The sequence below is a fragment of the Phenylobacterium sp. genome, from assembly GCF_036963605.1.
Lineage (GTDB): Bacteria > Pseudomonadota > Alphaproteobacteria > Caulobacterales > Caulobacteraceae > Phenylobacterium.
In genome coordinates, this window is the sequence record NZ_JBALUY010000003.1 from 42,394 (window position 1) to 65,800 (window position 23,407).

The window sequence follows — 23,407 nt, forward strand, 5'->3', positions numbered from 1 at the left end:
AAACTGTCCGCATTCGCGGCGAAATGCCGGCATGAGCGTCCAACGCACCCTCTATCATTTTCCGCTCGACCCGGCCTCGCGGCAGGTCCGTCTGGCGCTCGGCGAAAAGCGCCTGGCGTTCGAGGACGTGGTCGTCCGCTATTGGGAGCAGCCCGATGATCTGTCGGCGCTCAATCCCTCGGGCCTGACGCCCGTCCTGGTCGAGGAAGGCCCCAATGGCCGCCTGGTCCTGTGCGAGGGCCGCGCCATTCTCGACCATCTGGAAGAGGCCTATCCCGAGCCCGCCCTGCTGGGCCGCGAGGCCGCCGACCGGGCCGAGGCGCGGCGGCTGCTGCAGTGGTTCGACCGCAAGTTCGACTATGAGGTCGGCTCCTTCCTGCTGCACGAGAAGATGGAAAAGCGCCTGCTGCGCATGGGGGCGCCGGACCTGGCCGCCCTGCGCCGGGGGCGCGAGGCCCTTCGTCATCACCTGACCTATCTGACCGGCCTGCTCGCCGAGCGCGACTGGCTGGCCGGCCGCCGCCTGAGCCTCGCCGATTTCGCCGGCGCCTCGCACCTGTCGGTTATCGACTATTTCGGCGATGTGCCCTGGCGCGACTTCGCCGCGGTCAAGACGTGGTACATGACGGTGAAGTCCCGCCCCTGCTTCAGGCCGTTGCTCGCCGATCGCTGGCCGGGGCTCGCGCCCGCGGCCCATTATGACGACCTCGATTTCTGAAACCCCTGAAGAGCTGATCCGCCGCCAAGCCCTCGCCCTGGGCTTCGACGACTGCCGCCTGGCCCGGGCCGACCAGCCCTGGAGCGCCGGCGAGCGTCTGGCTGAATTCGTCGCCGAAGGCCGCCACGGCGAGATGGCCTGGCTGGAGACCACGCTGGAGCGGCGCTCTCATCCCCGGGCCATGTGGGATGGCGCGCGCTCGGCCGTCATGCTGGGGGTCAATTACGGCCCCGACCACGACCCCCGCGACATCCTGGCTCATCCCGGCCGCGGGGCCATATCGGTCTATGCGCAAGGCTCGGACTATCACGACCTGATCAAGAAGCGGCTGAAGCAGCTGGCGACCTGGATGGCCCAGACCTTCGGCAGCGAGGTGAAGGTCTTCGTCGACACCGCCCCCCTGCTGGAAAAACCCTTGGCGCAGGCCTCGGGCCTAGGCTGGCAGGGCAAGCACACCAACCTCGTCTCCCGCCAGTTCGGCTCCTGGCTGTTCATCGGCTCGGTGCTCACCTCGCTTGAGCTCAAGCCCGATCCGCCGGGCGAGGACGCCTGCGGTTCGTGCCGTGCCTGCCAGGACGTGTGCCCGACGGCCGCCTTTCCCGCCCCCTATCAGCTCGACGCGCGGCGCTGCATCTCCTACCTGACCATCGAGCTCTCCGGCCCGATCCCACGGGAGTTCCGCCAGGCGTTAGGCAACCGCATATATGGCTGCGACGACTGCCTGGCGGTCTGCCCCTGGAACAAGTTCGCGCAAGACGCCCGCGAGCAGCAGCTCCAGGCCCGCGAGGTCCTGAAGGCGCCGCGTCTGGAAGACTTGGTCGCCCTGGACGACGCGGCCTTCCGCGCCCTGTTCACCAAAAGCGCGGTCAAGCGCCTGGGCCGCGACCGCTTCGTGCGCAACGTCCTCTACGCCATCGGCAACAGCGGCGACGCCGGAATGGTCGAGGTGGTGAGGGCGCGGCTGGATGACGAGGCAGCCGTCGTGCGTGGGGCCGCGGCCTGGGCGCTGTCACAGCTGCTGGCGCCTGACGCCTTCGCGGCCGAACGGGCGCGGGCCCTGCCAGAGGAGGTCGATGAGGGCGTGCGGGCGGAGTGGACCCTGACGCCCGCCTAACTCATGGGCGGCGGCGTCCAGGCTCACGCTCATCACCCCTCCGCCAGCGCCCCACCGCCGTCTTGCTCGGGCTCGACCCGAGCATCCATGCACACGGTCCTGGCCGAGGTGTTCATGGGCCCTCGGATCAAGTCCGAGGGCAACGAGAGGGGTGATGCCCTGCGTCCTTCGAGGCTCGCCCGCTCGCACCTCAGGATGAGGGAGGTGGTGATGCGTCTCAGCCCGCCCTCATCCTGAGGCGCCCTGCGTCAGCAGGGCCTCGAAGGACGAGGGCGGTCGCAATGTCAGCGCCCTCAGTCGGCATAGACCGCCGCGCGCTTCTCCATGTTCGACATCACCGCTTCCTTCTGGTTGGGGGAGCCGATCACCGCCCCCTGCTCGGCGCTCTCGGCCAGCAGGATGTCGTGCTGGCTAGCCGGCGTCTCCGCCAGTTCGATCAGCCGCTTGGCGCCGCGGATCGCGGTCGGGCTCTTGCCGGCGATCTCGCGGGCCAGGGCCAGGGCCTCGGCCAGGGGATCGGCGCAGACCCGGGTGGCGAAGCCCAGTCGCTGCGCCTCTTCGCCGTCGAAGATGCGGCCGGAATAGGTGAGCTCGCGGATCACATCGCCGCGGGCCAGATGGCGCATCAGCACCATGCCGCCCATGTCGGGCACCAGGCCCCACTTGATCTCCATCACCGCCATCCGCGTGTCGGCGGTGACGAAGCGCATGTCCGGGGCGAGCGCCAGTTGGAAGCCGCCGCCGAAGGCCACCCCATGCACCGCCGCGATCACCGGGACCGGCTGTTCGCGCCAGACCATGACCGCGTGCTGGGCGCGGTTCGAGCCGCCGGCTGAGCGCTTGGGCGTCAGCAGGGTCCCGCCATCGGCGGCCCCGCGGTTGCGCTCGCCCGAAGCCATGGCCGCGAACGAACCCATGTCGAGGCCGGCGCAGAAGGCGCGGCCCTCGCCCGACAGCACCACGGCGCGGACGCCCTTGGTGGTCTTCAGCGCCTCGCCCGTCTCGATCAGGGCCGAGAACATGGCGTCGTCCAGGGCGTTCATCTTGTCGGTGCGGACCATGCGCACGTCGGCGACGCCGTCCGTGATCTCCACCTTCACCCGATCGTTCATGAGCATCCTCCCGCATCTCCCGGCTTCAGCGCCGGTGTCGGGGAAAGACTGTCACGGATCAGCCGGGCGGGCGATGGCGGATGAGCGCTTCCTGGGTCGCCGAGGCCACCAGCCGACCCTGGCGGTTGAAGATCGAGCCCCGGTTGAAGCCCCGCCCGCCGGAGGCCGAGGGGCTGTCCTGCACATAGAGGTGCCAGTCGGAGAAGTCGCTGGGCCGGTGGAACCACAGGGTGTGGTCGAGGCTGGCCACCTGCAGCTCGCCGTGCGGGACGGGATGGGGCCGCAGGCTCGCATCCAGCAGGCTCATGTCCGAGCCATAGGCGAGCGCGCACTGGTTGACCGCCACGTCGCTCCCCACTGACTGCCGCGCCTTGAACCAGACATTGTAGAGCGGGGCCATGGGTTCGGTCTGGTCACGGCGCTGCGGATCGATGGGACGGACCTCCACGGGCCAGTCCCGGTCCCGCGGCGGAATCCCGTCAGCCTCGCGCAGCTGCTCCTCGTTCAGCAGCTCTTCCGGCGGCGTCACCACGGGCGCCCGGTCCTGGTGCTCGAAGCCTTCTTCGGGGACCTGGAAGGAGGCGGCCAGGTTGAAGATCTGCTTGCCGTTCTGGATGGCGGTCACCCGGCGCACGGAGAAGGAACCCCCGTCCCTGGCCTGGTCCACCTGGAACAGGATCGGGATGGACGGGTCGCCCGGGCGGATGAAATAGGCGTGCATGGAGTGGCAGAGGCGACCCTCGATGGTGCGATAGGCCGCCGTCAGGGCCTGGGCCACCACCTGGCCGCCATAGATGCGCTGGCCTTGCCGGGCCGGCGTCAGGCCCCGATAGAGATCCAGCTCGATCTGCTCGAGATTGAGGATCTCCAGCAGTTCGTTCTGCGGTTCGCTCATTCGAAACGGGCCTCCGGCATGTCCTTCAGGCGGGGCAGGACCTTGTCCTTGTCCGAGGTGATCGCCTCGGCCGGATCGACCGGCCAGTCGATGGCCAGGTCCGGGTCGTTCCAGAGAATTCCACCTTCGCAGTCCGGCGCATAGAGGCCGTCCACCTTGTAGAAGAGCTCGCAGTCGTCAGTCAGCGTACAATAGCCGTGAGCGAAGCCGCGGGGGACCAGCAACTGCTCGCCCCCCTCGGCGGTCAGTTCGGCGCCCACCCACTGGCCGAAGGTCGCCGAGGCGGGCCGCACATCGACGGCGACGTCATAGATGGCGCCGCGCAAGGCCCGGATCAGCTTGGCCTGGGCATGCGGCGCCGTCTGGAAATGCAGGCCCCGCACCGTGCCCTTCCTGGCGCTATAGGCCTGATTGTCCTGCACGAAATCAAAGGTCACACCGGCCTCGCCCAGGGTCCTGCGGCTCCAGGTCTCGGCGAACCAGCCCCGCGCATCGCCATGACGCTTGGGCGTGATAAGCAGAACCTCGGGCAGGGCGAGCGGGGTGATGGTCGTCATGGATCTCTACGAGTCGTTGTTGGAGCGATCCCTCGCATGAACGAGCCTTTCGGCGAAGACAAGGCGCCCCCTGCGGTGAGCGTGGTCATCGTGGCCTATAACAGCGGCGCGACGCTCGACCGCTGCGTGAGCGCCCTGGCCGCCCAGACCTTCGCCGACTTCGAGCTTCTGATCGTCAACAACGACTCGCCCCAGCAGGAAGCCGATCCGGCCGCCGAGCGGCTGGCCGGCGCCCGCGTCATAGAGGCCGGCGGCAATCTCGGCTTCGCCGCAGGGGTCAATCTGGGGGCGCGGGCGGCGCTCGGCCGCTGGCTGGTGCTGCTGAACCCCGACGCCTATCCCGATCCCGACTGGCTGGCGCAACTGGTGGCCGCCAGCCGGCGTCACCCGACGGTGCTCTCCTTCACCTCCCGCCAGGTCATGGCCCAGGACCGCCGCGTGCTGGACGGCCTGGGGGACGTGATGTCGGCGCCCGCCATCCCCTATCGCGGCGGCTATCAGACCCCCGATCCCGGCGACACGCCGGAGGGTGAGGTCTTCTCCCCCTGCGGGGCGGCGATGATGGTCGACCGCATCCTGTTCCTGAGACTGGGCGGCCTGGACGAGAGCTTCTTCTGCTACTGCGAGGATGTGGACTTCGGCTATCGCCTGCAGCTGGCCGGCGAGCCCACCCTGCTGGTCCCGGCCGCCGTGATCGCCCATGAGGGCTCGGCCTCCTCCGGCGGACCGAAGTCGGAATTCGCGGTCTTCCACGGCACGCGAAATCGCTTCTGGGTGCTGGTCAAGAACACGCCGGGCCTGTTGCTGCCGGTGATCCTGCCGCTGCATCTGCTGGCCTTTGCGGTGGTCAGTCTGCGGCCTCAGAACCGCTCGCTGCTCGCCGTCACCTGGCGGGGCTTCAAGGCCGCCCTGGCCGGGCTTGGCCCCGTCTGGACGAGCCGACGCCGCACCCAGGCGCTGCGCCGGGCCCCGGCCCTTCAGATCGCCCAGGCCATGACCTGGAACCCGAAGGACCTGTCGGGCCGCCGGGCGGTCATTCGCCCGCTGCGGCCCAATCGACGAGGCGCGCCATGAAGGCCCCGCCCCGCTCCATCTGAGAGACCTCGACGAACTCATCCGGCTGGTGGGCCTGGTCGATGGAGCCCGGGCCGCAGATGACGGTGGAGAAGCCCGCCTCCTGGAACTGGCCGGCCTCGGCGGCGAAGGCCACCACCCTCGCTGGGCCATTGTCGCCGGCCAGCCGTCGGGCGAAGGCCTCGGCCGCCCCATCGGTCTCCGGCGCCAGGGGCGGAGTATGCGAACGCTGGACCACCTCGACCCCGGTGTCGGGGAAGCGGGCCTTAAGCGCGGCGTCGGCGGCCGCGCAGGCGTCGAAGAAGGGCGTCAGCACCGCCTTGGGGTCGAGGCCCGGCGGGCTGCGCAGGTCAAACAGGAAGACGCAGTCCCGGGCCAGGATGTTCACCGCCGTGCCGCCGTTCACCTGGCCGACGGTGAGGGTCGCGTGCTTGGGCGTAAACGGCGAGGCCGGATCGGCGTCGCGCTCCAGCTGTTCGGCGAGGTCAGCCAGCATCCCCATCAGGCGGATGGCGACCATATTGGCCGAGGCGCCCAGCTGGGTCTGGCTGGAATGGGCCTCGTGGCCGCGGACCGTCACCCGGAAGGTGTTGATCCCCTTGTGGCCGCTGACCGCCTCCATATTGGTGGGCTCGCCGACCACCACCAGGGCCGGCCTCGGCAGCTCGCTGGCGATAATTCGGATCATGTCCGGGGCGCCGATACAGCCCACCTCCTCGTCATAGGAGAAGGCCAGGTGGACCGGCTTCTTCGGCTGGGCGGCCAGAACGTCGGGAATGGCCGCCAGGGACAGGGCGAGGAAGCCCTTCATGTCGCAGGTCCCTCGCCCGTACAGCCGGCCGTTGCGGGGCGTCACCTGGAAGGGATCCGACGTCCAGGGCTGGCCGTCCACCGGCACCACGTCGGTATGGCCCGACAGCACCACGCCCCCCGGAATGTCGGGGCCGATGGTGGCGATCAGGTTGGACTTGGTCCCGTCGGCGTTGGGAACCCGCCGGTGGGTGACCCCATGGCCGTCGAGATAGGCCTCGACCCATTCGATCAGGGCCAGGTTGGACAGTCGCGAGGTGGTGTCGAAGGCCACCAGGCGGTCGAGGATCTCGAGCGCCCGGGGGGTGAGGGTCTGGGGCGTGAGGGTCTGGGAGGATGCCATGGGCCAAGCCTAGACCTCTGCGCCGCCCCGCTCCAGCCATCGCTGCGCGTCGGCGCCACAAGACTGCCCCCGGGCCAAAAGCGCCCAGCATTCGCCCAGGGGCCGCTTCGTCGCTCCCGATGGGCGCCCACATCCTGGCCGCGTCTTTCACCGGGCGTTAAGTGGCGAGGAGCATGATTAATTCTCGTCTTGAGGGAGGCCGCGCCCCACGGGCGCCGGTTCAGTATCCATGAGTGGCCAGTCAGGCCGGTCGGCGCGTTGGATCGATGTGGCGCGCTTCCGCAAGCGGGACGTCCGGATCATCCTGCCGCTCACCGTCATCGCAGCCGCCGGCAGTCTCGTCTGGTTGGACCCGGTCTTCGTCGGCGCCTGGCTGAGCGTAAACATCGCCTTGCAACTCATCAGCCAGGCGCTCTGCCGGCAGATCCTGGCCCATGCCGCCCCCGCGCCGGGAGACGAGCGGGTATTGGCCGGCTTCACCTTCATCGAGACCCTGGGCTATGGCGCCATGCCCTTCGCCCTGCTGATGACCGGACAACAGAACGCCACCGTCGCGGCCATGGCCATGATCGGCGGCGTGGCCCTGAGCGGCGCTTCCGAGCTGCCGGCCTCGCGCAGGATCGCCGCGGCGGCCCTGGTGGGCATCGGCGTCATGGCCGCCGCCGGGCTCCTGGTCAGCCCTTACCATGGGGCGAAGATGTCACTGGCGGTGGCCTTCATCGCCGTCGTCGCCATGTTCGGCTATGTGCTGGAGGCGGCCCTGCATCGGGAGGCGATCGAGGGTCGACTGGCTGACGCCCTTGCCCAGGCCAAGGCCCAGGAGCAGGCCGCCGAGGCCGCCAACGCCGCCAAGAGCACCTTCCTGGCCACTATGAGCCACGAGATCCGCACGCCCCTGAACGGCGTTCTTGGCATGGCCCAGGTGATGGCGCGGGACGAACTGACCCTGAGCCAGCGCGAGCGCCTGGATGTGATCCGCCAGTCCGGCGAAGCCCTGACAGCGCTTCTGAACAACGTGCTGGACCTCTCCAAGATCGAGGCCGGCCAGATGGAGATCGAGGCCATCGCCTTCGATCTCGGCGCCCTGGTCCGCTCGGCCCGTTCGGCCTTTGCGACCCTGGCAGCCGACAAGGGCCTGGACCTCAGTCTCGATATCGCCCCATCCGCCTGCGGGATCTTCGAGGGCGATCCCACCCGTCTGCGGCAGGTGATCTACAACCTGGTCGCCAACGCCGTGAAGTTCACCGACCAGGGTCAGATCAGCCTGGGCGCCGAGGCCGGTCCGGAGGGCGTGCGCATATGGGTGGCCGATACGGGGCCGGGACTGGATGAGGCGCAGCAGGCCCGGCTGTTCGCCCGCTTCGCCCAACTGGACGCCTCCACCACCCGCCGGCACGGAGGCACGGGCCTGGGCCTGGCCATCTCGCACGAGCTCTGCGCCCTCATGGGCGGGACCCTGGGCGTGGTCAGCACCCCGGGCACAGGCTCTGTCTTCACCCTGGTCCTGCCCCTGCCCCGCCTGCGGGACGCCGAGCCGCAGGCCTGTCTTGAACCCGGGACGCCCGACACCGCCCTTGGGGGCCTTCGGGTCCTGGCGGCCGAGGACAACAGCGTCAACCAGGTGGTGCTGCGCGCCCTGCTGGCGCCCTTGGGCATCGAGCCGGTCATGGTCGCCGACGGCGCCGCCGCCCTCGCCGCCTGGGAGGCCGGGGACTGGGACCTGGTGCTGATGGACGTGCGCATGCCGGTGATGGACGGCCTGGCCGCCACCCGCGAAATCCGCGCCCGGGAGCAGGCCCAGAGCCGGCGCCGCACGCCGATCATCGGCCTGTCGGCCGACGCCATGGCTCATCAGGTCGACGAACTCCTGGCCGCCGGCATGGACAGCCATGTCAGCAAGCCCATCGACGTCAGCCGTCTCTACGGCGTGCTCGAGGCCGCCCTCTGAGCGGTCTCAGCCCCGCTGGACCCGGCCGGGACCTGGCAGCACGTCGATCAGCTCGATGCGGAAGATCAGCACGCTGTTGGGCGGGATCGGACCCTGGCCGGATTCGCCATAGCCCATCTCCGGCGGCACGGTGATGATCCACTCGTCGCCGGGCCGCATCAGGGGCAGCACTTCGAGCCAGGCCGGGATCAGGCCCGACAGGGGCATGGCCGCCGGCACGCCGCGCTCATAGGACGAGTCGAACACTTCGCCGTCGGCGAGCTTGCCCTCGTAATGGACCTTGACCTCGTCGGCCTCGGTGGGCTTCAGGCCTTCGGCCGGACCCGAGCGGACGATCTCGTACTGGACGCCCGAGGGCAGGGTCTCGACCCCGTCACGCTCGGCGTTCTCCTCCATATAGGCCGCAGCCTCGGAGGCGGCTTCGCCCCCCTGGGGGGAACAGGCGACCAGGGCGAGCGCCGCGGCCAGGGCGAACAGAGGGGCGAGCATCAATTCTATCCTTGGCTGGTGAAGGGTGGTCAGACGGCGCGGGGCGGATAGCCCCGCTCGCGCAGGGCTTCCATGATTTCCTGGGTGTGCTGGGCGTCGCGGGTCTCGATCATGATGTCGAACTCCGCCCCCTTGGCCGGCACGTCCAGGGCCAGGCGGTTGTGGGCGACCTCGACGATGTTGGCGCCCATCTGGCCGATGATCGCCGAGACATTGCCCAGCAGGCCCGGGCGGTCGTCGCCGATGATCCGCAGGGACACCAGGCGCTGCTCGCGCACCAGTTCGCGGGTCAGGACCGAGGCCAGCAGGCGGGTGTCGATATTGCCGCCGGTGATGATCAGGCCGGCCTTCTTGCCCCGGAACCGCTCCGGATAGGCCAGCAGGCCCGCCAGGGCTGCGGCGCCGGCGCCCTCGGCTACGGTCTTTTCCACATTGCAGTAGAGGGCCACGGCGCGCTCGAAGAAGGGCTCCTCGACCAGCAGCACCTCGTCGATCAGAGGCCGTGCGACGCCATAGCTGACGTCACCCACCTGCTTGACGGCGATGCCCTCGGCTATGGTCGCCCCGCCGGTTCCGCTGGCCCCGTTCACCCCGCGCATGCGAGCGGTGAAGGAGGGGTACATGGCCGGCTCCAGCCCCACCACCTTGATCTCTGGCCGCAGGTGCTTGGCTGCGGTGGCGCAGCCGGCGATCAGGCCGCCGCCGCCGATCGGGATGGGCAGGACGTCCAGGTCCGGCACGTCCTCGAGCATCTCCAGCGCCACCGTGCCCTGGCCGGCCATGACGTCCAGGTCGTTGAACGGATGGACGAAGACCAGGTCGCGATCCTCGCAGATCTGCTTGGCCCGGCCCGAGGCCTCGTCATAGCCCTCGCCCTCCAGCACCACCTCGGCCCCGAAGGCGCGGGTCTGCTGCACCTTCACGAAGGGGGTGGAGCGGGGCATGACGATGGTCACCGGAATGCCCAGGCGCGCGGCGTGATAGGCCAGGCCCTGGCTGTGATTGCCGGCAGACGCCGCGATGACGCCGCGCTTCTTCTCGGCCTCGGTGAGCTGCAGCAGCTTGTTGAGCGCCCCGCGCTCCTTGTAGGCGGCGGTGAACTGCAGGTTCTCGAACTTCACCCAGACCTCGGCGCCGGTAATCTCCGACAAGGTCCGCGACAGGCGGCACGGGGTGCGCTCGATGTGCCCCTTCAGCCGGTCGGCTGCGGCGCGGATGTCGTCGATGGAAAGCGTCATGAAGGTCGGTGGTCCGGGGAGGCCGCCCGAGAAGGCGCAGGCGGGAAGGCGCGCAACCTATCGGGCGCGGGCGCCCTTCGCAACGTCAGGGCCATGTCAGGCCGAGCGCAGGCCCCGCAGGCGGTCGACCCGGCGCATGGCCTTGCCCGGCAGCTCCGAGGCCGCGCCGAGCGGCAGGGCTTCGGCCGCGCGACGCAGGCTGTAGGCGGCCTGGCGCAGCAGGGTGGCGGGCGACAGCACGCCGACGAAGCCGTGGCCGACCCGGACCTCGGCATTGGCCAGTTCGCGCTTGAAGCGGTAGTCGCCGGCGCCCAGGTCCAGGCGGCTATAGGGGGTGTTATCCATCCAGCGCAGGATGTCCTGGAACAGCAGCAGCCCCGGCGAGGAACGCTCGAACTCAGGATTGTGGGCGATCAGCCAGCCGTGGATGGTGCGCCCGCTGCGCAGGTGCAGGTGCGCAGCCGCCAGCTTGCCGCCGATGTGCAAGGTGAAGAGGGTGGCGCCGAAGTCCGGATCACGGCTTTCGAACAGGTCGGCGAGCAACCGCCGCGTCCAGCCCGGCTGAAAGATGTCGAACTGGCCGGTGGCGCGCAGCTGCGCCCGCTTCCAGGTGATCAGCTGGTTGTAGTCGCTGGAGGAGCGACTGAAGGCGGTGAACACCACCTCCCCAAGCTCGCGCTCTGCCTTGCGGCGCTTCTTGTCGCAATCCTTGAGCAGGCCGACGCCGGCGGCCCGACGCTCGGCGGCATAGGCCTCATAGCTTTCGCCGACCTCGATCACATGGGAGACCGACTCGCCGTGGGAGAAGCCCTGGAAGGGGCCGACGTCGTCCAGCATGTGGCAGAAGTCCAGCCGCTGGACCCGAAGGGCCGAGACGATGGCCCGGGCGTCGATCTCCACGCCGGGCGCGGCCACCAGACCCTGATAGTCGCAGAACGGGGCGCCGGCCGGCAGGGCCGTGGCCCCGCCCACATGGGCGGCCATGAAGCCGAGATCCTGGGCGCCGTCGGTGACCACCGCCACCCGCACGCCGCGGGCCCCGCCGCCGGTGCGCGCCTGGGCCCGCTCCACCGCCCGCGCCCAGTGGGGCGAGAGGAAGGGGCTGTCATAGGCGCTGTCGGGCTGCTGGGTCTGCAACTCGGCCCAGCGCTGCAGACGTGCAGGCGTCAGGTCCTGGGGTCGGACGACCTCGATGTGCAGGGCGGACATGGACGGCGATACTCGACAGGGTTGCAGTCAAGCCACCCTACGCCGCCAAGAGTTTCCGGCGGGTTGCCGAAAGTCCCAGTTCAGGCTGCGCCGCGGTTTTCCCAATCGACGTCGAATTCCGACACCAGATGTCCCGGCGCCACCTCGGTCAGGCGGGGGGTATAGATGGGCGCCAGCGGATCGACGCTGACCCGCGAGGGCAGGAACCGAAGGGCCGCGGCCGGGTCCATGGGGCTCGGTGGCTCGCCCGTCAGCTTCAGCCGCTGGCGGTTGCGCTCCCGGTCCGGATCGGGGATCGGCGCGGCCGAGAGCAGGGCCCGGGTATAGGGGTGCTGCGGGTCGGCATAGAGCTTGTCGCGGTCGGCCATCTCCATCACCCGGCCGAGGAACAGCACCATCACCCGGTGGCTGATCTCGCGGACCACCGCCAGGTCGTGGCTGATGAAGATCATGGCCAGGCCCATCTCCTTCTGCAGGTCGATGAGCAGGTCGATGATCTGGGCGCGGATCGAGACGTCCAGGGCCGAAACCGCCTCGTCGCAGATCACCAGCCTGGGCTTCAGGATCATGGCCCGGGCGATGCCCACCCGCTGGTTCTGGCCGCCGGACAGCTCGTGCGGATAGCGGTTGATCAACTCCGGCGACAGGCCGGCGCGGGCCATCATGCCGGCCACCTCGGCGTCCCGGGCGTCGCGGTCCAGTTGCGGGGCGAAGATCTTCAGGGGCTCGGCGATGGAATCGCCGATGGTCATCCGCGGATCGAGGCTGGCCAGGGGGTCCTGGAAGACGATCTGCAGGTCCTTGCGGGCCGCCCGCATCTCGGCCTTCTGGGCGTGGGTGATGTCGCGGCCCATCAGGGTAACGACCCCGTCCGTGGGCTTGATCAGGTTCAGCACGGCCCGCGACAGGGTGGACTTGCCGCAGCCGCTCTCGCCCACCACGCCCAGGGTTTCGCCCTGGCGCACGTCGAAGGAGACGCCGTCCACAGCCCGCAGCTGGCGCATGCCGCCCATCAGGCCCTGGCGGATGGGGAACCAGACCTTGACGTCCTGGGCCTCGACGATCACCGGGGCGTCGGCCGCCACAGGCGCGACCATCGGCCGGCCGCCGCGGTCGGCGCGGTCCAGGCGCGGGATCGCCTCGAGCAGGTCGCGGGTGTACTGGACCTTGGGGGCGGCGAAGAGCTCGCGCACCGGCCCCTCCTCCACATACTGGCCGTCCTTCATCACGCAGACCCGGTCGGCGAGGCGGGCGATGACCCCCATGTCGTGGGTGATCAGCACCATGGCCGTGCCGGTCTCGCGGCCGAGCTCGGCCATCAGGTCGAGAATCTCGGCCTGGACGGTGACATCCAGCGCCGTGGTCGGTTCGTCGGCGATCAGCAGTTCAGGCCCGCCGGCCATGGCCGCGGCCACCATCACCCGCTGGCGCATGCCGCCCGACAGCTCGTGCGGATACTGGCGCAGGCGCCGGGCGGCGTCGGGGATGCGCACATGGTCCAGCCACTGGCGCGCCCTGGCCATGGCGTCGCTGGCCGAAAGGCCCAGGTGCAGCCGCAGGGGCTCGGCGATCTGCTCGCCGATCCGCACGTGAGGGGTCAGCGCCGTCAGCGGATCCTGGAAGATCATGGTCATCTTCGAGCCGCGCAGGCGGTTCAGCGCCCGGGGCTTCAGCCCCAGAATCTCCTGGCCCTGGAACCGCACCGAGCCGGTGGCCCGGCCGTTCTGGGCCAAGAGGCCCATGACCGTCATGAAGGTCTGGCTCTTGCCCGAACCGCTCTCACCCACCACGCCGAGGGTCTCGCCCCGGGCCACCTGCAGGCTCACCCCGCGCACGGCCTCGACGGAACCGTCATGGGTGTCGAAGGTGACCTTCAGATCATCGATCGCCAGGACGGGCGGGGCGGACTCGGGCACGGACAAGGGCGAACTCCAGATCGTCTTGCCCCGACCATAGACCGGGCGGCGCCCCTTGTGAAACAACCGGAACATCCATCGCCATCCCGCCGACCGGAGGCCCAGCCGACCATGTCCCCGCCCCATGCCTCACCGCCGAGGCCTGCCCTGTTCCTGGACCGCGACGGCGTGCTGAACCTCGACCGGGGCTATGTGTCGCGGTGGGAGGACTTCACCTGGGTCGACGGCGCGCGGGCGGTGGTGCGCGCCTTCAACCAGGCCGGCTGGTGGGTCTTCGTGGTCACCAACCAGTCGGGGATCGGCCGGGGCTATTATGCCGAGGCCGACATGCACGCCCTGCACGCGCGGATGGGCGAGGCCCTGGCGCAGGACGGCGCCCGCATCGACGCCTTCTACTGGTGCCCGCACCATCCAGACGCGGCCGAAGCGCGCTATCGCCACCCCGACCCGCCCGACCGCAAGCCCAATCCCGGCATGCTGCTGCGGGCCATGGCCGACTGGCCGGTGGACCGGGAGGCCTCCTTCATGATCGGCGACAAGCCCGGCGACATGGAGGCCGCGGCCCGGGCCGGCGTCGAGGGCCTGCTCTTTGAAGGCGGCGACCTGCGCGCCTTCCTCAAGGCTAAGGGCCGCCTGCCTTGAGGGCGCGCCCTGCGGCCGCCCTCGTCCTTCGAGGCCTGCTGGCGCAGGGCGCCTCAGGATGAGGACGGAATGCAGACGCCCGCACCCACCTCCCTCATCCTGAGGTGCGAGCAAGGCGAGCCTCGAAGGACGCACGGCCTCTCATTCTCGTCACCCTCGGGCTTGTCCCGAGGGTCCCTGTCGAGGGCGCGCGCGAGCGTCACGAGGGATCCTGGGCACAAGGCCCAGGATGACGGTGGTGGGGTGGAGGGGCCCTGCGACCGCCCTCGTCCTTCGAGGCCTGCTGGCGCAGGGCGCCTCAGGATGAGGACGGAATGAGACGCTTCACCCACCTCCCTCATCCTGAGGTGCGAGCGCAAGCGAGCCTCGAAGGACGCAAGGCCCCCTACCGCTGCTCCATCTGGTCGAGCATCCGCTCCAGGGTGGAAAGCTCGTCGGCCTCGCCCGGCGGCTTGTCCCAGCGCAGGCGGCTGATGCGGGGGAAGCGCATGGCCACGCCGGACTTGTGGCGGGTGGAGCGCTGCAGCCCCTCGAAGGCCACCTCGAAGACCAGCCCCTTGTGAGCCTCGGCGCGGACCGAGCGGACCGGGCCGAAGCGCTCGATGGTGTTGTCGCGGACGAACTTGTCGATCTCTTTCAGCTCGGCGTCGGTGAAGCCGAAATAGGCCTTGCCCACCGGCGTCAACACCCGCTCGCCCTCAGGTGCGATCGTCCACACCCCGAAGGTGTAGTCGGAATAGAAGCTGGAGCGCTTGCCGTGTCCACGCTGGGCGTACATCAGCACCGCGTCGATCAGGAACGGGTCGCGCTTCCACTTGAACCACGGCCCCTTGGGGCGGCCGGCCTCATAGATCGAGGTCAGGTGCTTGAGCATCAGCCCCTCGGCGATCTGCGGATCGCCGGCCGGGGGATCGGCCCGCAGGTCAGCGAGCTCAGCCCAGGTCCTGAAGGGCTGTAGGGGCGAGAGATCGATGCGCGGGTCGGCCAGCTTCGCCACCAGGGCTTCCAGCCGGGCGCGACGTTCGGTGAAGGCCAGGGTGCGCAGGTCGTCGCCCTCCAGGGCCAGGACGTCATAGGCGCGGATGGCGGCCGGGTAGGCCCGCAGCATCTTAGCGTCCACGGTCTTGCGGTTCAGCCGCTGCTGCAGGTCGCCGAACGGCGCCACCACGCCCTCGCGCCGGACCAGCAGTTCGCCGTCCAGGGCGCCTTCGAAGTCCAGCGCCTCGACCACGTCGGGAAAAACCCCGGAGATATCGTCGCCCGTGCGGCTGTAGAGCCTGCGAATTCCCTGCTCGCTGACCGCCTGGATGCGGATGCCGTCCCACTTCCATTCCGCCGCATAGTCGGCCGGGTCCAGCCTGCCGAAATCCGCCGCCTCGTCGATGGCCTGGGCCAGCATCACCGGCCGGAACCGCCCCGGCGCATCGGGGGAGGGTCGCGTGCCGTGGCCCTCCAGCCAGGCGAACAGGTCCTCATAGGGCGCATGCAGGGCGTGCCAGACCTCCTCCACCTCGGCGATCGCCACCCCGCCCAGGTCGGCGCAGGCCTGTTTGGCCAAACGGGAAGAGACGCCGACGCGAAGACCGCCGGTCATCAGCTTGAGCAACGCCCAGCGGGCGGTGGGATCGGTGAGCGCGTCCAGCCAGCCCTCGATCAGACGCTGGACCTCGGGCCGTGTGGCCCCGGCCAGGGCGTCGACCACCTCGGAAAGCTCCGGCTCGCGATTGGCGCCGGGCCGCGTCGGCCAGACCAGGGCCACGGTCTCGGCCAGGTCCCCCACATAGTCGTAGGACCAGCGGAACAGGACGGCGTCCATCCGGTCCTCCACCGCCTTGCGGATGAAGGCCGGCTTGGCGGCGGAAAAGCTCAGATCGCCGGTGAGCGCCGCCAGGGCCCAGCCCCGGTCGGGGTCCGGCGTCGTCGCCAGATAGTCCCGCACCAGGGTCAGCTTGGCGTTGCGCGAGGCGGTCAGGGACAGGCGGTCGAGAAGCTCGGCGAAGGCGCGCATCAGGGCCTCGCCCCCGGCTGGCGCGCCGCGAGACTTGGGCTATAGCGGAAGCGACCGCCACCCAAGCCCGGGAGCCCCTGACCATGGCCGACGCCCGCGTGACCTGCATCACCAGGCAGCCCCGCAAAAGCCCGCACGAGGGGATCACCCATCTGGGCGGCCATGGCTGGAAGCGCACCAAGGTCGAGGTGATCGCCGCCATCGAGGGCGGCCGCGACACCTTCCATATCCAGACGGGCGTCACCCGCGCCGAGATCGGCGTGCTGAACGGGCCCAACGGCAAGTATCTGCGGGCCTATGAGCACGGCCAGTGGAACGACAGCCTGTTGACCCTGCCGACCTGCATCTGAGCGCGGCGCCCTCACGCCTCGTCCTCTTCCTCATAGCCCACCAGGGCCAGCGCCCGGGCGGGAATGCCTTGCAACTCGGCCCAGCGGGCCAGGGCCTCCTCCCGGCCGTGGGTGATCCACAGCTCGCCGGGGCGGATCTCGTCCACCGTGGCGGTCAGTTCGTCCCAATCGGCATGGTCGGAGATGATCAGCGGCAGCTCCACGCCGCGCTGGCGGGCCCGGGCGCGGACCCGCATCCAGCCCGAGGCGAAGGCCAGGACCGGATCGCTGAACCGCCGGCCCCAGCGGTCCACCAGCGCCGAGGGCGGGCCGATCACGATGGCGCCGGCGAAGTCCTGCTTCTTGTCAACGGTGGCCGGCAACAGAGGGCCGAGATCCACCCCGTGATCTTCATAGAGGCGGTTCAGGCGCTCCAGCGCGCCGTGGACATGGATGGGCTTGTCCCACCCGCCCTCGCGCAGCAGGCGGATGACCCGCTGGGCCTTTCCCAGCGCATAGGCGCCGACCATGTGGGTGCGCTCGGGAAACTGGGCCACCGAGCGCAGCAGGCGGGCGATCTCGCCGGCGTCGTCAGGGTGGCGAAAGACCGGCAGGCCGAAGGTGGCCTCGCTGATGAAGACGTCGCAGGGGACGGGCTCGAAGGCCGCGCAGGTGGGATCGCGCCGGCGCTTGTAGTCGCCCGACACCACCATGGTCAGGCCCTTCCAGCGGACCACCGCCTGGGCCGAGCCCAGGACATGTCCGGCCGGGACCAGGGTCACCGCCACATCGTCCCGGGCGACGGTCTCCCCATAGGGGGCGGCCTGGCGGGTCTGGGCGAAGTCCGCGCCATAGCGCTCGCCCATGATGGCCAGGGTTTCCGGCGTGGCCAGCACGGCGCCGTGGCCGGCCCGGGCGTGGTCGGCATGGCCATGGGTGATCACCGCCCGGGCCACCGGCCGGACGGGGTCGATATAGAAGTCCCCCGGCGCGCAATAGAGGCCCTCGGGGCGGGGGCAGAGCAGATCCTGCGGCTTGATCATCGCCCCTCCAGATGGTGAAGCGCGCGGCTCCCCGCCAGATTACGAAACGTCCATTTCATTACACAGTATTCATATTGTGAAATCGGGCTCATGACCAAGACTTAACGAGTATTCGGAGATCGAGAGAACTATACACGGGTCATCGGAACGCGGCCGACGCGCTCCACCCTCACAAGACCAGAGAGACCCGCCATGATCCGCACCAACCTCCTCGCCTTCGCCAACATCGCCCTGGCCGCCACCCCGGTCCTGGCCATCGCCATCGCCGCCTACAGCAACACCCTGCCGCTGTTCTAAAAGCCGGCGGGCCGGTCGCCGACGACCGGCCCGCACCGTTTTCGTTGACCGCCCCAAGGGCAAGTCGCTAGGCCCTTGCGGATGGTCAAACCGCCCGACTTCATCGCCGCCATGACCGGGGCCCTCGACGAAGAGGCGGCCCGGCACATGGTCACCCGCACGCCTCAGACCGAGGCGCTCGGATTCCAGTTCGTCTCGATCAGTGAAGCCCGCGGCGCCATCCGGGTTCCCTGGCGCGCCGACCTGGTGGGCGATCCCGAGACCGGGGTGATCGCCTCGGGCGTCGTCACCACCCTGCTCGACCATGTCTGCGGCCTGTCGATCCGCGCGGCTGCCGCCATCCCCCAGGGCACGCTGGACCTGCGCATCGACTATATGCGGCCGGCCAGGCCCCAGGCCGATCTGGTCGCCGACGGCCATTGCTACAAGCTGACCCGCACCATCGCCTTTGTCCGGGCGCTGGCCCATGACGGCGATCCCGACGATCCGGTGGCCACCGCCCAGGCCGCCTTCGCCCTGATCGGGGGCGGCGCATGAGCCTGGAAACCACGCCCGCCGAGCGCTTGGCCGCCTTCCTGGCGCGCACCCCCTATATCGCCTTCCTCGGCATGCGGGCCGAGCTGGCGGGCGACGAGATGACCGCCATCCTGCCGTTCTCGCCACACCTGATCGGCAACACCATGCTGCCGGCCCTGCATGGCGGGGTGCTGGGCGCCTTCATGGAGATGACGGCGCTCGCCCAGCTGGCGGTGATCACCGGCGGTCCGAGGCCCGCCAAGACCATCGACGTCACCATCGACTATCTGCGGCCCGGCCGGGCCATGGACACCTATGCCCGGGCGGAGATCAAGAAGACCGGCCGGCGGATCTCCAGCGTCCATGTGGAGGCCTGGCAGGAGGCCCGCGCCAAGCCCGTCGCCGCCATCCGCGGCCACTTCCAGACCCCCACCGAGGGCTGACGGGCGCACCTTCCGCGCCGCAGGCGCCGTCAAGAGGTCACACGAAGAGCACAAAGGGTCGCAAAGGACACGAAGGGCGCCCCCCTCCCTCACTTCGTGTCCTTCGCGACCCTTTGTGTGCTTCGTGTCCCGTCTTTTTTCGCGCTCCGCGCAAGCCATGGGCAGGAATGCCGCTTGAGGCCGGCGGTCATGCGCGCTACCGCCTCAGCCATGCTTCAGGGACTTTCACATTCGGCCCAAGGGGCCAAGAGCTGGCCGTTCGAACAGGCGCGCGCCCTGCTGGCGCGGATACTGCGCCTGCGGCTGTCCGACGCCGAGCGGGATCTGGCCGCCACCCTCATCGCCGCCGGCAAGGCCGACGAGGCCGTGGCCACCCTGGAGCCCCTGCAGCGGTCGGTGATCTTCGAGACCGGCTATGGCCCATCCGGCCTGCCCCATGTGGGCACCTTCGGCGAGGTGGCGCGGACCACCATGGTGCGCACCGCCTTCCGGGCGCTCACCGACGACGCCATTCCCACCCGGCTGATCGCCTTCTCCGACGACATGGACGGGATGCGCAAGGCGCCGCCGGGCCTGCCCAACCAGGAGATGCTGCAGGAGGACCTGGAAAAGTCGCTCAGCGTGGTCCGCGACCCGTTCGGGACCCATGAGAGCTTTGCGGCCCACAACAACGCCCGGCTGCGCGCCTTCCTCGACGGGTTCGGCTTCGAGTACGAGTTCATGTCCTCGACGGAGGCCTATCGCTCGGGCCGGTTCGACGCGACCCTGCTGGTCGCCCTGGAGAGGTTCGACGCCATCCAGAAGATCATGCTGCCGACGCTGGGCGAAGAGCGCCGCGCCACCTATTCGCCCTTCCTGCCGGTGAGCCCCAGGACCGGCAAGGTGCTGCAGGTCCCGACGCTCGAGCGCCACGTGGACCGCGGGACCATCGTCTTCGCCGACGAGGACGGCGAGCGGGTCGAGGTTCCGGTCACCGGCGGCCATGTGAAGATGCAGTGGAAGCCCGACTGGGCCCTGCGCTGGGTGGCGCTCGGCGTCGATTACGAGATGGCCGGCAAGGACCTGATCGACTCGGTCAAGGTCTCCAGCCAGGTCTGCAAGGTGCTGGGCGGAACCCCGCCCGAGGGCTTCAACTACGAGCTCTTCCTCGACGAGGGCGGCCAGAAGATCTCCAAGACCAAGGGCAACGGCTTCTCGATGGAGGAGTGGCTGCGTTACGCCACGCCTGAAAGCCTGGCCTACTACATGTTCCAGTCGCCCAAGTCGGCCAAGCGGCTGCACTTCGACGTGGCCCCCAAGGCAACCGACGAGTACCTGCAGCAGCTGGAATCCTTCAACCGCAAGAAGGCCGAGGGCGCCAACGAACCGCAGATCGACAACCCCGTCTGGCACGTCCACCGGGGCGATCCGCCGGTCGAGGGCGCGGCGATCTCGTTCGCCCTGATGCTGAACCTGGTCTCGGCGGCCAACGCCTCGACCAAGGAGATCCTCTGGGGCTTCATCAGCCGCTACATCCCCGGCGCGACGCCGGCCGACCACCCGCTGCTCGACCGCCTGGCCGGCTATGCGATCAACTATTACGAGGACTTCGTGAAGCCCGCGAAGACCTTCCGCGCCCCCACCGACCAGGAGCGCGCGGCGATTCAGGACCTGGCCGCCCGCCTGCGCGCCCTGCCGGCCGACGCCGACGCCGAGGCGATCCAGAACGAGGTGTTCGAGGCCGGCAAGGCCGGGGGCTTCGAGCCCCTGCGGGCCTGGTTCACGGCCCTGTACGAAGTGCTGCTCGGCCAGAGCCAGGGGCCGCGCTTCGGCTCCTTCGTGGCCATCTTCGGGGTCGAGCGCACACTGGAGCTGATCGACAAGGCCCTGGCCGGCGATCTGGTGGCGGTAGATGACGTCGCTGCGACCTAGCATCGCCTTGCGGGGCTGGGGCTCAAAGGGCTAATTGCCCACGCCATGATCCCAGCGCCGGCCTTCCTGTCCAATCCCGAACGGTTCATGGCGTTCTCCCGCTGGGCCGCGCCGATGTTCGGCGTCATCGCCGCCGCCCTGGCCCTGGCCGGCCTCTATCTCGGCTTCGCCGCGCCGGAGGACTACCAGCAGGGCGACACGGTGCGGATCATGTTCATCCATGTGCCTGCGGCCTGGATGAGCCTGTTCGTCTATGCCTGCCTCGGAACCGCCAGCTTCCTATCGCTGGTCTTCCGCCATGCCCTGGCCGACGCCGCAGCCCAGGCCGCAGCCCCGCTGGGCGCGGCCTTCACCGCGCTGGCCCTGGTCACCGGGTCCCTGTGGGGTCGGCCCATGTGGGGCGCCTGGTGGGTGTGGGATGCGCGGATGACCTCGGTCCTGGTGCTGTTCCTGTTCTACGTCGCCTACATGGCCCTGCGCGCGGCCCTCGACGACGAGGCCAAGGCCGCCCGGGCCGGCGCCATCCTGGCCCTGGTGGGCGTGGTCAACCTGCCCATCGTCAAGTTCTCGGTGGACTGGTGGAACAGCCTGCACCAGGGCGCCTCGGTGTTCCGCGCCGACGGCCCCACCGTGGCCGACGTCTTCCTCTATCCCCTGCTGCTGATGGGCCTGGCCTATATGTCGGCCTTCGGCTCCCTGTGGCTGGTGCGCATCCGCGGCGAGGTGTGGCGCCGCCGGGCCGAGGCCCTGGCCCTTCGCGCCGCGAGGGCCTGACCATGATGCTCGACTTCGACGCCAGCCCCTACGGCGCCTATGTGTGGCCGGCCTTCGCCATTACCGCGCTCGTCTTCGCCGGTATGATCGCAGCCTCCCTGGCCCATGCCCGCCGCTGGCGCGCCCGCACCGAGACCCTGCGCCGGACCGCAGAAGCCGCCGAGGCTGCGCGCCGATCGGCTCCAACCGAAGCGCCCGCCCCATGAGCCGCTGGCTGGCCATCCTGCCGCTGGTGGCCCTGGTGGCGCTGGGCCTGCTGTTTGGCCTCTATTCCCTGAACCGCGACCCCCAGGTGCAGCCCGACGCCATGGTCGGCAAGCCGGTCCCGGTCCTCGCCCTGCCCGCCCTGGCCGACGGCCGCCCGGTGGCCCTGGCCGAGGCGCTCGGCGGCCAGCCCGCCCTGGTCAACTTCTTCGCCTCCTGGTGCCCGCCGTGCGAGGTGGAGCATCCTGTGCTGATGGAGCTGGAGGCCGCCGGCGTCCCGATCATCGGCGTCGCCTACAAGGACGCCCCGCCCAATACGCAAGCCTTCCTGGCCCGCCTGGGCGACCCCTTCACCACCCACCTGGTGGACCGCGACGGCCGCGCCGGCGTCGAATTCGGCGTCACCGGCGTGCCCGAGACCTATCTGGTCGGCGCCGACGGAACCATCCTCGCCAAGCACGCGGGGCCGCTGAGCGCGGAAGACGCGGCGGCGCTGTGGGGGATGCGGGAGTAGACCTTTCCACAAGGTGGGAGAAAACTGTGCACCGCGACAGCTCATCGGCAGTTGCGGGCGCGAATCTGTGGTCAATTGGCCCCGTACCGTAGACCGACGGACGGTCTTTGGGGGCACGATCTCGCAAACCGCACCCCCAAAATCGTTGCCGCGAAGTTGGATCCTGCAGCGGCTCCGGTACTGGCGCGCACCCACACTCGGGCGCAAACGAGCTCACCGTCGGGGGCTCGTTACTGGGGCAACCTATCTCTGATCCAGATCGAGGAGCAATCAGCTTCATCGCGAATCGAGAAATGGGCTTTGGATAACCTTCTCCCCATTTGGGGACGCATCTCTATGCATCGAGACCCGCCCCCGTCCCGTCACCCTCGGGCTTGTCCCGAGGGTCCCTGTCGAGGGCGGGCGCAAGCGGCGCGAGGGACCCTGGGCACAAGGCCCAGGGTGACGGCGTGAAGTTTGACATGGGATGGCGACGTCTTACGCCTCGCCCAAAGTAAGGTTGACCTCACATCGCCTCCATGTCAGGCTAACCTGACATTCACGGAGGCCCTCTCCCATGTCCGCCACCCCTGCCGACCGGCGCTATATCCGGCGCACCGTCGCCTTCATGACCGGCTACGGCGCGATCAACATCGCCGCCATCACCGGGGCCTTTGACGATATCGGGAAGACGGCGGCCTGGGTGCTGGCCCTGGCGGTGGCCGCGCCGGTGGCCGGGCAGATCTGGGCGGTGCTGGCCTGGATGCGTGACAGCGACGAGTTCGTCCGCGCCCTGGCGGCCAAGCGGTTCGTCATCGCGGCGGGCGCGGCCATGGCCCTGTTCTCCGCCTGGGGGTTCCTGGAGACCTATGCGGGCGCCGCGCACGCGCCGGGCTGGCTGATCTATCCGCTGTTCTGGGCGGCGTTCGGCCTGGTCACCCCCTTGGTGCGGAACAGCCGGGCGTGAAGAACCGTCTGCGCGAGCTGCGCACCGCCCGCGGCTGGACCCAGGCCGAGCTTGGCCAGCGGCTGGGGGTGTCGCGCCAGGCGGTCATCGCCCTGGAGAGCGACCGCCACGACCCCTCCCTGGACCTGGCCTATCGCATCGCCGTGCTGTTCGAGACGGACGTCGAGGCGGTGTTCGAGAATTCTCACCGGGGTTAGGGGGCGGGCTCTCGCACGGAGGCCCCACCTCCACGGCGTCATCCTGGGCCTTGTGCCCGGGATCCCTCGCGACGTTGGCGCCCGCCCTCGACAGGGATGCTCGGCACAGGGCCGAGCATGACGGAGTTGGGGAGGCTGGGGGCCGGCCGGCTTAAGCCAC

At 69.6% G+C, this 23,407-nt stretch carries 24 protein-coding genes; 14 read left to right on the forward strand and 10 right to left on the reverse strand.

Annotated features, from left to right (window positions below):
• Positions 1–31: 31 nt before the first annotated feature.
• On the forward strand, positions 32–718 hold the full coding sequence (gene fzlA / locus V7702_RS01395) for an FtsZ-binding protein FzlA (protein ID WP_335648351.1): 687 nt from the start codon (positions 32–34) through the stop codon (positions 716–718).
• Positions 699–1,832, forward strand: coding sequence for a tRNA epoxyqueuosine(34) reductase QueG (gene queG, locus V7702_RS01400; RefSeq protein WP_335648352.1), 1,134 nt, complete (start codon positions 699–701; stop codon positions 1,830–1,832). The genes fzlA and queG overlap by 20 nt, the downstream gene beginning before the upstream one ends.
• A 293-nt stretch (positions 1,833–2,125) precedes the next feature.
• Here queG and V7702_RS01405 read toward each other — a convergent pair whose 3' ends face one another.
• Genes V7702_RS01405 through rfbC form a run of 3 tightly spaced genes read right to left on the reverse strand, consistent with a single transcriptional unit; the run spans position 2,126 to position 4,396 of the window.
• Positions 2,126–2,944, reverse strand: coding sequence for a crotonase/enoyl-CoA hydratase family protein (locus V7702_RS01405; RefSeq protein ID WP_335648353.1), 819 nt, complete (start codon positions 2,942–2,944; stop codon positions 2,126–2,128).
• Positions 2,945–3,002: 58 nt separating this feature from the next.
• A complete protein-coding gene (locus V7702_RS01410; protein ID WP_335648354.1) occupies positions 3,003–3,839 on the reverse strand; it encodes an acyl-CoA thioesterase in 837 nt (278 codons plus the stop codon).
• The gene (gene rfbC, locus V7702_RS01415) at positions 3,836–4,396 is read right to left on the reverse strand and encodes a dTDP-4-dehydrorhamnose 3,5-epimerase (protein ID WP_335648355.1); all 561 of its coding nucleotides are present in this window, start codon (positions 4,394–4,396) and stop codon (positions 3,836–3,838) included. The genes V7702_RS01410 and rfbC overlap by 4 nt, the downstream gene beginning before the upstream one ends.
• Positions 4,397–4,432: 36 nt before the next feature.
• Between rfbC and V7702_RS01420 the strand changes: the two genes are divergently transcribed.
• Entirely contained in the window at positions 4,433–5,470 is a 1,038-nt protein-coding gene (locus tag V7702_RS01420; protein ID WP_335648356.1) for a glycosyltransferase family 2 protein, read from the forward strand.
• Here V7702_RS01420 and argE read toward each other — a convergent pair.
• Positions 5,430–6,623 carry an acetylornithine deacetylase gene (argE, locus tag V7702_RS01425; protein ID WP_335648357.1) on the reverse strand — a complete coding sequence of 398 codons (1,194 nt, stop codon included), beginning with the start codon at positions 6,621–6,623 and terminating at the stop codon, positions 5,430–5,432. The two genes, V7702_RS01420 and argE, sit on opposite strands and share 41 nt — an antisense overlap.
• Positions 6,624–6,852: 229 nt before the next feature.
• On the opposite strand from argE, the gene V7702_RS01430 reads away from it, so the two are divergent.
• Positions 6,853–8,571, forward strand: coding sequence for an ATP-binding protein (locus V7702_RS01430; protein WP_335648358.1), 1,719 nt, complete (start codon positions 6,853–6,855; stop codon positions 8,569–8,571).
• A 6-nt stretch (positions 8,572–8,577) separates the two neighbouring features.
• Here V7702_RS01430 and V7702_RS01435 read toward each other — a convergent pair whose 3' ends face one another.
• The 4 genes from V7702_RS01435 to V7702_RS01450 form a co-directional block, all read right to left on the reverse strand.
• The gene (locus V7702_RS01435) at positions 8,578–9,060 is read right to left on the reverse strand and encodes an FKBP-type peptidyl-prolyl cis-trans isomerase (protein WP_335648359.1); all 483 of its coding nucleotides are present in this window, start codon (positions 9,058–9,060) and stop codon (positions 8,578–8,580) included.
• 29 nt (positions 9,061–9,089) lie between these two features.
• Positions 9,090–10,298 (reverse strand): threonine ammonia-lyase, encoded by a 1,209-nt coding sequence (locus V7702_RS01440; protein ID WP_335648360.1) that lies wholly within the window; start codon positions 10,296–10,298, stop codon positions 9,090–9,092.
• A 96-nt stretch (positions 10,299–10,394) separates the two neighbouring features.
• Positions 10,395–11,507, reverse strand: coding sequence for a GNAT family N-acetyltransferase (locus V7702_RS01445; protein WP_335648361.1), 1,113 nt, complete (start codon positions 11,505–11,507; stop codon positions 10,395–10,397).
• A gap of 80 nt (positions 11,508–11,587) precedes the next feature.
• Entirely contained in the window at positions 11,588–13,423 is a 1,836-nt protein-coding gene (locus tag V7702_RS01450; RefSeq protein ID WP_335648381.1) for an ABC transporter ATP-binding protein, read from the reverse strand.
• Positions 13,424–13,534: 111 nt separating this feature from the next.
• Here V7702_RS01450 and V7702_RS01455 point away from each other — a divergent pair, with 111 nt between their 5' ends.
• Positions 13,535–14,065, forward strand: a complete 531-nt coding sequence (locus V7702_RS01455) for a D-glycero-alpha-D-manno-heptose-1,7-bisphosphate 7-phosphatase (RefSeq protein ID WP_335648362.1) — start codon at positions 13,535–13,537, stop codon at positions 14,063–14,065.
• A gap of 385 nt (positions 14,066–14,450) precedes the next feature.
• On the opposite strand, the gene V7702_RS01460 is transcribed toward V7702_RS01455, so the two are convergent.
• On the reverse strand, positions 14,451–16,073 hold the full coding sequence (locus tag V7702_RS01460) for a cisplatin damage response ATP-dependent DNA ligase (protein ID WP_335648363.1): 1,623 nt from the start codon (positions 16,071–16,073) through the stop codon (positions 14,451–14,453).
• Between the two features lie 83 nt (positions 16,074–16,156).
• On the opposite strand from V7702_RS01460, the gene V7702_RS01465 reads away from it, so the two are divergent.
• Entirely contained in the window at positions 16,157–16,423 is a 267-nt protein-coding gene (locus tag V7702_RS01465) for a DUF3892 domain-containing protein (RefSeq protein ID WP_335648364.1), read from the forward strand.
• Positions 16,424–16,434: 11 nt separating this feature from the next.
• On the opposite strand, the gene V7702_RS01470 is transcribed toward V7702_RS01465, so the two are convergent.
• Positions 16,435–17,445 (reverse strand): ligase-associated DNA damage response exonuclease, encoded by a 1,011-nt coding sequence (locus V7702_RS01470; RefSeq protein WP_335648365.1) that lies wholly within the window; start codon positions 17,443–17,445, stop codon positions 16,435–16,437.
• Positions 17,446–17,823: 378 nt separating this feature from the next.
• On the opposite strand from V7702_RS01470, the gene V7702_RS01475 reads away from it, so the two are divergent.
• The 8 genes from V7702_RS01475 (at position 17,824) to V7702_RS01510 (ending at position 23,247) form a co-directional block, all read left to right on the forward strand.
• Positions 17,824–18,279 (forward strand): PaaI family thioesterase, encoded by a 456-nt coding sequence (locus tag V7702_RS01475; protein WP_335648366.1) that lies wholly within the window; start codon positions 17,824–17,826, stop codon positions 18,277–18,279.
• Positions 18,276–18,701 (forward strand): PaaI family thioesterase, encoded by a 426-nt coding sequence (locus tag V7702_RS01480; protein WP_335648368.1) that lies wholly within the window; start codon positions 18,276–18,278, stop codon positions 18,699–18,701. Before V7702_RS01475 ends, V7702_RS01480 begins: the two co-directional genes overlap by 4 nt.
• A gap of 210 nt (positions 18,702–18,911) precedes the next feature.
• Positions 18,912–20,612, forward strand: coding sequence for a lysine--tRNA ligase (locus V7702_RS01485; RefSeq protein WP_335648382.1), 1,701 nt, complete (start codon positions 18,912–18,914; stop codon positions 20,610–20,612).
• Between the two features lie 33 nt (positions 20,613–20,645).
• Entirely contained in the window at positions 20,646–21,386 is a 741-nt protein-coding gene (gene ccmC, locus V7702_RS01490) for a heme ABC transporter permease CcmC (protein ID WP_335648383.1), read from the forward strand.
• A 2-nt stretch (positions 21,387–21,388) separates the two neighbouring features.
• Positions 21,389–21,592, forward strand: coding sequence for a heme exporter protein CcmD (gene ccmD / locus V7702_RS01495; protein ID WP_335648369.1), 204 nt, complete (start codon positions 21,389–21,391; stop codon positions 21,590–21,592).
• Complete coding sequence (locus V7702_RS01500) at positions 21,589–22,104, forward strand: DsbE family thiol:disulfide interchange protein (RefSeq protein ID WP_335648370.1); 516 nt, start codon at positions 21,589–21,591, stop codon at positions 22,102–22,104. Before ccmD ends, V7702_RS01500 begins: the two co-directional genes overlap by 4 nt.
• Before the next feature lie 556 nt (positions 22,105–22,660).
• On the forward strand, positions 22,661–23,050 hold the full coding sequence (locus V7702_RS01505; protein WP_335648371.1) for a hypothetical protein: 390 nt from the start codon (positions 22,661–22,663) through the stop codon (positions 23,048–23,050).
• A complete protein-coding gene (locus V7702_RS01510; protein WP_335648372.1) occupies positions 23,047–23,247 on the forward strand; it encodes a helix-turn-helix transcriptional regulator in 201 nt (66 codons plus the stop codon). Before V7702_RS01505 ends, V7702_RS01510 begins: the two co-directional genes overlap by 4 nt.
• The last annotated feature ends 160 nt before the right edge of the window (positions 23,248–23,407 follow it).

Excerpts from the sequence above, each read along its gene's own strand:
- V7702_RS01480 (WP_335648368.1), top strand. The coding sequence starts at position 18,276 with ATGAGCCTGGAAACCACGCCCGCCGAGCGCTTGGCCGCCTTCCTGGCG.
- V7702_RS01420 (WP_335648356.1), top strand. The coding sequence starts at position 4,433 with ATGAACGAGCCTTTCGGCGAAGACAAGGCGCCCCCTGCGGTGAGCGTG.
- V7702_RS01455 (WP_335648362.1), top strand. The coding sequence starts at position 13,535 with ATGTCCCCGCCCCATGCCTCACCGCCGAGGCCTGCCCTGTTCCTGGAC.
- V7702_RS01405 (WP_335648353.1), bottom strand. The coding sequence starts at position 2,944 with ATGAACGATCGGGTGAAGGTGGAGATCACGGACGGCGTCGCCGACGTG.
- ccmD (WP_335648369.1), top strand. The coding sequence starts at position 21,389 with ATGATGCTCGACTTCGACGCCAGCCCCTACGGCGCCTATGTGTGGCCG.
- V7702_RS01430 (WP_335648358.1), top strand. The coding sequence starts at position 6,853 with ATGAGTGGCCAGTCAGGCCGGTCGGCGCGTTGGATCGATGTGGCGCGC.
- V7702_RS01465 (WP_335648364.1), top strand. The coding sequence starts at position 16,157 with ATGGCCGACGCCCGCGTGACCTGCATCACCAGGCAGCCCCGCAAAAGC.
- V7702_RS01435 (WP_335648359.1), bottom strand. The coding sequence starts at position 9,060 with ATGCTCGCCCCTCTGTTCGCCCTGGCCGCGGCGCTCGCCCTGGTCGCC.
- V7702_RS01445 (WP_335648361.1), bottom strand. The coding sequence starts at position 11,507 with ATGTCCGCCCTGCACATCGAGGTCGTCCGACCCCAGGACCTGACGCCT.
- queG (WP_335648352.1), top strand. The coding sequence starts at position 699 with ATGACGACCTCGATTTCTGAAACCCCTGAAGAGCTGATCCGCCGCCAA.
- V7702_RS01505 (WP_335648371.1), top strand. The coding sequence starts at position 22,661 with ATGTCCGCCACCCCTGCCGACCGGCGCTATATCCGGCGCACCGTCGCC.
- V7702_RS01500 (WP_335648370.1), top strand. The coding sequence starts at position 21,589 with ATGAGCCGCTGGCTGGCCATCCTGCCGCTGGTGGCCCTGGTGGCGCTG.
- fzlA (WP_335648351.1), top strand. The coding sequence starts at position 32 with ATGAGCGTCCAACGCACCCTCTATCATTTTCCGCTCGACCCGGCCTCG.
- V7702_RS01470 (WP_335648365.1), bottom strand. The coding sequence starts at position 17,445 with ATGATCAAGCCGCAGGATCTGCTCTGCCCCCGCCCCGAGGGCCTCTAT.
- rfbC (WP_335648355.1), bottom strand. The coding sequence starts at position 4,396 with ATGACGACCATCACCCCGCTCGCCCTGCCCGAGGTTCTGCTTATCACG.
- argE (WP_335648357.1), bottom strand. The coding sequence starts at position 6,623 with ATGGCATCCTCCCAGACCCTCACGCCCCAGACCCTCACCCCCCGGGCG.
- V7702_RS01410 (WP_335648354.1), bottom strand. The coding sequence starts at position 3,839 with ATGAGCGAACCGCAGAACGAACTGCTGGAGATCCTCAATCTCGAGCAG.
- V7702_RS01485 (WP_335648382.1), top strand. The coding sequence starts at position 18,912 with ATGCTTCAGGGACTTTCACATTCGGCCCAAGGGGCCAAGAGCTGGCCG.
- V7702_RS01475 (WP_335648366.1), top strand. The coding sequence starts at position 17,824 with ATGGTCAAACCGCCCGACTTCATCGCCGCCATGACCGGGGCCCTCGAC.
- V7702_RS01460 (WP_335648363.1), bottom strand. The coding sequence starts at position 16,073 with ATGCGCGCCTTCGCCGAGCTTCTCGACCGCCTGTCCCTGACCGCCTCG.
- V7702_RS01440 (WP_335648360.1), bottom strand. The coding sequence starts at position 10,298 with ATGACGCTTTCCATCGACGACATCCGCGCCGCAGCCGACCGGCTGAAG.